The organism is Cellvibrio sp. BR (assembly GCF_000263355.1).
Lineage (GTDB): Bacteria > Pseudomonadota > Gammaproteobacteria > Pseudomonadales > Cellvibrionaceae > Cellvibrio.
In genome coordinates, this window is record NZ_JH668217.1 from 1 (window position 1) to 1,267 (window position 1,267).

The following is a 1,267-nucleotide window of genomic DNA, read 5'->3' on the forward strand; positions in this document are numbered from 1 at the left end:
CCGAGTTACCCACCAACTGTAGACACCCTGTATAGTTAGAAAATCCTATATGGAGGTGCTCATTATGGCACGCAAGAAAACACAAGCTTACACCGAAGAGTTTCGCCGTGAAGCAGTTAAACGTGCAGAGAAGGAAGGTAACACTACTGCATCTGTTGCCCGCGATCTTGGAATTAGCGCACAACAGATCTATAACTGGCGCCGTCAGTTTACCCGCCTTTCTGAAAAACAATTTAATTCTATTGCTGGTGTTGATTATTCAAAAAATGAAAGTGATGAGTTACGTCAGCTAAAACGAAGAAACGCAGAACTGGAAAAAGAGCTAGCCTTCTTAAAAAAGGCAGCTGCGTACTTTGCGAACCAGCACGAGTAAAGTACGCGTTAATTCGTGAGCACTGGGAGACTTTTCCTGTATCGCTGATGTGTCGTGTGCTGTCTGTCTCTCGCAGTGGTTATTATCGCTGGATTGATCGGGAAAAGAGTCAACGACAACTGCAACGGGAATGCCGTGAACGCCAGATAATTGATACTTATGCGACTTACAAGGCGCGCTATGGTGCACCGCGAATCGCTAAAGAGTTGCATGCAATAGGTCAGCCTTGTTCAGTTAACTTTGTTGCCAATGTGCTGAAATTACAAGGTTTAAAGGCCCACAACGGGAAAGCATTTAATTATGGAAGCCATGCGTTGACGATGCATAATGTATCGGAGAATTTACTCTGGCGTCGCTTCGGTGCGAGCAAACCCAATGAGAAATGGACAACGGATATTACGTATATCTGGGTTGAAAAACAGTGGCTCTATCTGGCGGCAGTGATGGATTTGTACTCGCGCAGTATTGTTGGTTGGTCGCTGGATACCAGCATGACGGAGGCGCTGATTACTGATGCATTACGTATGGCATTTGAACGCCGGGATGTCAAACCTGGGCTAATCATTCACTCTGATCGAGGTGTCCAGTATCGTGCCCAAAAATATATTGACTTTATGCGGTGTCATGACGCCATTCCGAGTATGAGTCGCAAAGGGAACTGTTGGGACAATGCGCCGATGGAGTCCTTCTTCAGTCGCCTGAAGGTTGAGTTGATTTATACCCGGCAATTCCACTCGATTGAAGATGCTAGATCGAGTATCTTTGAATACATAGAAATTTTTTATAACCGCTTACGCAGGCATTCCAGTATTGGTTATGTTGCACCAGCAGAGTTTGAACGAATGACAGCCTTGGCTGCATAGTTAGGGTGTCTACTTTTTGTGGGTAAGACCA

1 protein-coding gene and 1 pseudogene are annotated in these 1,267 nt (G+C 45.5%); both read left to right on the plus strand.

The genetic code is table 11. From position 1 onward, the window contains the following. Positions 1-64 precede the first annotated feature (64 nt). Entirely contained in the window at positions 65-373 is a 309-nt protein-coding gene (locus O59_RS20745; RefSeq protein ID WP_007646377.1) for a transposase, read from the plus strand. Further along, a pseudogene (locus O59_RS20750) lies at positions 373-1,236 on the plus strand (IS3 family transposase); the annotation flags it as partial. The gene O59_RS20745 and the pseudogene O59_RS20750, both read left to right, overlap by 1 nt. Between the last annotated feature and the right edge of the window lie 31 nt (positions 1,237-1,267).